Here is a 4549-nt window from a genome sequence, read left to right as displayed (position 1 = left end):
GGCCAGCTTCTCCAGAGCGGTTCCAGCCGGTGCCCAGGTGCTGAAATAGGCCAGCTCCCCGTCAACCAGACGGCGGCGGATTAACAGGCCACGTGAACCTGTCCCCTGAGAACGGACGCCAAGAAGCACGGGGTCAAGCGGCCTGCTTCATCTTCCTGGCATAGTCGTTGGGCGACAGGTAGCCAAGCGCCGAGTGCAGGCGTGTGGGATTGTAGAAGCCATGGATGTAGCTGGCGATAGCGGCATGGGCAGCGGCCTTGGTTTCATACACGCCAGTGGCCTCCTCGTTCTTGAGCGTAGCGAAGAAGCTCTCGGCCACGGCGTTGTCCCAACAGTTGCCCTTGCGGCTCATGCTCGGCACGAAGCCATGTGTGGCCAGGGTCTTGCCGAAGTCGCCGCTGGCGTACTGGGCGGATTCAACCGGTCGTCGCAACACCTTTGATTATGGAGGTGTTTATGGGACGACCAGCAGGGTGGATGCAGAAGTTGACGGGGCGAGGAGCGATGCGCTCGCCAGGTGCGCCGTCACTTCGCTGTGAGATCGAGCGACTGTTTTGGGAGCAGATCGCAACCGGGATCACAAGCGAAAAGGCAGCGGAGGCCGTTGGCGTATCATCAGCGGTAGGCACACGCTGGTTCCGTCATCGGGGCGGGATGCCATTGTTCATGTCTAACCACATATCCGGAAGGTACTTATCGTTCGCGGAGCGAGAAGAGATTGGGCTGCTTCGGGCGCAAAGTGTGGGTGTGCGTGAGATTGCCCGCCGCCTTAGACGAAGCCCGTCGACAGTTTCACGGGAGCTGACACGTAACGCTGCAACTCGTAGCGGTCGGCTCGAGTATCGAGCTTCAGTCGCGCAATGGAAGGCAGAACTGGTTGCCAAGAGGCCGAAGTCAGCGAAACTGGTGACTAACCCACGACTTCGCCGCTACGTGCAAGAACGCTTGGAAGGCAAGGTTCGCGATGCTGATGGTTGTGAGATTGCTGGGCCTCGACAAGCACCATTCAAGGGACGAAATAAACCACATCGCGGTGATCGTAAATGGGTCAATGGCTGGTCGCCCGAACAGATTACCAACCGGTTACAGATCGATTTTCCGGATGATGAATCCATGCGCATCTCTCACGAAGCCATCTATCAGGCCCTCTACATTCAGGGTCGAGGGGCTCTCAAGCGCGAGCTTGTGAGCTGCCTGCGCACAGGGCGGGCATTGCGCGTGCCGAGAGCTAGGGCACAGGCCAAAGCGTGGGCACACGTCAGCGAAAATGTCATGATCTCCAGTCGCCCTGCTGAGGTGGAAGACCGTGCTGTACCAGGGCATTGGGAGGGCGACCTGATCATCGGTCTGAACCGATCCGCGATCGGGACTCTGGTCGAGCGCTCAACTCGATTCACCATGCTTGTCCATCTGCCTCGCGAGGAAGGCTATGGGCTAATTCCTCGGACGAAGAACGGCCCGGCGCTTGCCGGCTACGGGGCTGTCACTATGGCCAATGCACTGAAGAAGACGGTGGCTGACCTCCCCGTCGAACTGTGGCGATCTTTGACCTGGGATCGCGGGAAAGAACTATCGGATCACGCTCGATTTACCATCGAGTCCGGAGTGAAGATCTTCTTTGCTGACCCTCATAGTCCATGGCAGCGCGGCACGAACGAGAATACGAACGGTCTTCTGCGGCAATACTTCCCGAAAGGCACTGACCTGTCTCATTGGAGTGCCCAAGAGATCCAGGCCATAGCCCATGCGCTGAACACAAGACCCCGAAAAACACTCAGTTGGAAAACACCTGCCGAAGCGCTGAACGAGTATCTAAAATCTAGGGGCTGTCGTAGATAAGGCTAGATTCCAGCCCACTCCTTCAGCGTTTTGAGTTGTTGTTTGTGGGTACCGTAGTTGAAACGGAACTCGCACTCCTTGAGGAAAAGCGGGAAGCTTTCCCTCGGGATTCCATTGTATTTGCGTAGCACGCGCTTTGCCTGGTTCCAGAAGTTCTCGATGCCGTTGATGTGGTTGTGGCCACGAGCGAACTCGGCCGAATGGTTGATGCGAACGTGGCGGAACTGGCTCACGTCCAGCGCGTCGTAGCTGCCGAAGCTGTCGGTATAAACCCAGCTGTCCGGCGCTATTTTCCGCTGGATTACAGGCATCAGCGTGGTGGTCTTGGCGTTGTCCACCACCTTGGCATACACCCTGCCGCCGCGTTTGAGCAGGCCAAATACGACGACCTTGCCGGCAGCCCCGCGACCACGCTTGCCCTTGCGCACGCCGCCGAAGTAGCTCTCGTCCAGTTCGACCGCGCCCTCGAAGACCTCATGTTCAACCCGCGCCAATTGATCAGCGATCAGCCCCCGCAACTTGCGGTAGAACAGGGCTGCGGTGTTGGGCTGGATGCCCAGCACATCGGCGGCAGATCGGGCGGTCACTTCCAGAACGAAAAATTCGACCAGCCGGGACTGCATTTTTTTGCTTAATTTGCAGCGGTTTAGGCCCATATCAGAAGCTTAAACCCAGATCTTATCTACGACAGCCCCAATATAAATGCAGGCGCGCCCCGGTGTGCCGACAATCAGGGAGAGAGTTACATGCGTTACATGACCTTCGGCCGGAACACCGGCCTGCGCGTTTCCGAGCTGGCGCTGGGTACCGGCAACTTCGGCACGGGCTGGGGCTACGGCAGCGAGCGCGACGAGGCGCGGCGGGTGTTCGACGGCTACGTGGAGGCCGGCGGCAACTTCATCGACACCGCCGACATCTACCAGTTCGGCCAAGCGGAGACGCTGCTCGGCGAGTTCATCGCCAGCGACCGCGAGCGCTTCGTCGTCGCCAGCAAGTACGGCCTGGGCGCCTCGCCCGACGCCGGGGTCTCGCGCACCGGCAACGGCCGCAAGAACATGGTGCGCTCGCTGGAGGACAGCCTGAAGCGGCTCGGCACCGACTACCTCGACCTCTACTGGGCGCACACCACCGACGGCGTGACGCCGCTCGAGGAAATCCTCCGCGCCTTCGACGATCTGCTGCGCGCCGGCAAGATCCTCCACGCCGGCCTGTCCAACTTTCCCGCCTGGCGCATCGCCCGCGCGGACCTGCTGGCCGAGCTGCGCGGCTGGGCGCCGCTGGCCGGCATCCAGTTCGAGTACAGCCTGGCCGAGCGCAGCGCCGAACGCGAACTGCTGCCGATGGCCGAGGCGCTGGGCCTGGGCGCGGCGCTCTGGTCGCCGCTCGGCGGCGGGCTGCTGACCGGCAAGTACCGTGCGGGCAAGACGGAAGGCCGCCTGAGCGGCCTCGGCACCCTGGTGCGTACCGAGAACTCGCCGCGCGAGACGGCAATCCTCGATGCGCTGCAGGCGGTGGCCACGGAACTGGAAGCCTCGCCGACCCAGGTGGCCATCGCCTGGCTGCGCGAGCGGGCGGCCCGCTCGAGCACCAGCCTGATCCCCATCCTCGGGCCGCGCACCCGCGAGCAGCTCGACGCGACCCTCGGCGCGCTGCAGCTCGCCCTGAGCGCGGAACAGCTCGCCCGCCTGGAGGCCGCCAGCGCCGTCGCCCCAGGAACGCCCCACGAGCAAATCGCCGGGCAGCTCCCGGCCGCCCTGGGCGGCCACCCGGACTTCCGGATGCCGACCATTCCCGTCGCCTGAACAACCTGCGCCTCCATCACTTATCGAAACATCCGTCGACCTCGACAAGGAGCAAGCATGGCCATCGACAAGCTGCTGTCCCCCTTCCGTCTCGGCACGCTGACCCTGCCCAACCGCGTCGTCATGGCGCCGCTGACGCGCTCCAGGGCTGCCCAGCCGGGCGATGTGCCGACCGCCCTCAACGCTGAGTACTACGCGCAGCGCGCCGGCGCCGGGCTGATCGTCGCCGAGACGGCGCAGATCTCCCGCCAGGGCCAGGGCTATGCACTGACCCCGGGCATCTACTCGGGCGCACAGATCGACGGCTGGCGCTTGGTGACCGACGCGGTACACTGCAAAGACGGGCATATTGCGCTGCAGCTCTACGAACGTCTGTGTAGCTGCCTAAGGTAATTCGCGCTTCCGCCCGCTTGTTTCACAGGCAATCCTCGCGCCTCTCAGTTTTCGACGTATTTAGCGCGTTTTCACACAGCCTGGACAGCGAGACTGTCATCTCCCTGTTTAGCGAGTATGAAGCGCTGTTCCTAGATCGCGCCGACAGAGACGTCTATCCGCGACTGGTGCCTGGTAAGGACGAGAAGACAGTCCAGCGTCTCTTGGACAATTTCTACATTGGGGTATCCATGTACGAGATGACTCGCCAGTGGTTGGTCGAAGACGGCCCGTTCGACTACGACTATGGTTAGCTGACGAGCAAGTTCAGCAACGCAGAGGTAAAGGACTGGGCGGATGATAGGAAAAGCCGAGGCGAAAGCTTTTTGGGCCAGGGTACAAGCTACGTTCAACGAGGAATAAGAGGAACAGGGCCAACAACTAGTAGTGTGAGTTAGAAATTCGTTTGCAGAAAGAGGCGACCGAGGTCAGGATTTCATCGGCTGTCTTGGTCCACACGAAGGGCTTTGCGTGAG

Annotated in this window: 4 protein-coding genes and 1 pseudogene; 3 read left to right on the top strand and 2 right to left on the bottom strand. The window is 61.4% G+C overall.

Going from position 1 to position 4549, the window contains the following annotated elements:
- Positions 1 to 133 precede the first annotated feature (133 nt).
- Positions 134 to 433 (bottom strand): integrase core domain-containing protein, encoded by a 300-nt coding sequence (locus FHR87_RS18615; protein WP_183168260.1) that lies wholly within the window; start codon positions 431 to 433, stop codon positions 134 to 136.
- A gap of 44 nt (positions 434 to 477) precedes the next feature.
- Here FHR87_RS18615 and FHR87_RS18610 point away from each other — a divergent pair, with 44 nt between their 5' ends.
- Positions 478 to 1839, top strand: coding sequence for an IS30 family transposase (locus FHR87_RS18610; RefSeq protein WP_183168259.1), 1362 nt, complete (start codon positions 478 to 480; stop codon positions 1837 to 1839).
- Positions 1840 to 1841: 2 nt separating this feature from the next.
- Here FHR87_RS18610 and FHR87_RS18605 read toward each other — a convergent pair whose 3' ends face one another.
- Positions 1842 to 2495: an IS1595 family transposase gene (locus FHR87_RS18605; protein ID WP_183168258.1), complete on the bottom strand. Its 654-nt coding sequence runs from the start codon at positions 2493 to 2495 to the stop codon at positions 1842 to 1844.
- A 90-nt stretch (positions 2496 to 2585) separates the two neighbouring features.
- Here FHR87_RS18605 and FHR87_RS18600 point away from each other — a divergent pair, with 90 nt between their 5' ends.
- Together FHR87_RS18600 and FHR87_RS18595 are read left to right on the top strand one after the other, a co-directional pair.
- Positions 2586 to 3641 carry an aldo/keto reductase gene (locus tag FHR87_RS18600; RefSeq protein WP_183168257.1) on the top strand — a complete coding sequence of 352 codons (1056 nt, stop codon included), beginning with the start codon at positions 2586 to 2588 and terminating at the stop codon, positions 3639 to 3641.
- A 57-nt stretch (positions 3642 to 3698) separates the two neighbouring features.
- Positions 3699 to 4007, top strand: a pseudogene (locus tag FHR87_RS18595) (oxidoreductase); the annotation flags it as partial.
- Between the last annotated feature and the right edge of the window lie 542 nt (positions 4008 to 4549).

The sequence above is a fragment of the Azomonas macrocytogenes genome (assembly GCF_014191985.1).
Taxonomy (GTDB): domain Bacteria; phylum Pseudomonadota; class Gammaproteobacteria; order Pseudomonadales; family Pseudomonadaceae; genus Azomonas; species Azomonas macrocytogenes.
This window is presented reverse-complemented; position numbering and strand designations above follow the sequence as displayed.